The sequence below is a fragment of the Microbacterium sp. K35 genome (assembly GCF_004794375.1).
Classification (GTDB): Bacteria; Actinomycetota; Actinomycetes; order Actinomycetales; family Microbacteriaceae; genus Microbacterium; species Microbacterium sufflavum.
The window spans coordinates 1-219 of record NZ_SSDM01000001.1 but is presented as its reverse complement, the minus strand read 5'-3'; the positions used below and the strand labels follow the sequence as shown (position 1 = coordinate 219).

Genomic DNA, 219 nt, shown 5'->3' with positions numbered 1-219 from the left:
CGGCGCCGCGGTCGTCACGGCGGTCGGTCGAGCGGGCCCGGTCGTCGCGGTCGTACCGAGGACGGTCGCCGCGGCGGTCGTCGAACCGCGGGCGCCCGCCGTCACGGTGGTCGTTGTCGCGGAAGCCCTGACGCTGCTGGCCGCCGCGGTCGTCACGGCGGTCGTCGAAGCGGCCCGCACCGCGGTCGTCGCGGTAGGTGCCGGGACCGGTGGGGCGCT

Annotated in this window: 1 pseudogene; it reads right to left on the bottom strand. The window is 78.5% G+C overall.

The annotated features are described in order from the left end of the window. Positions 1 to 219 (bottom strand): annotated as a pseudogene (locus DW299_RS00005) (hypothetical protein); the annotation flags it as partial.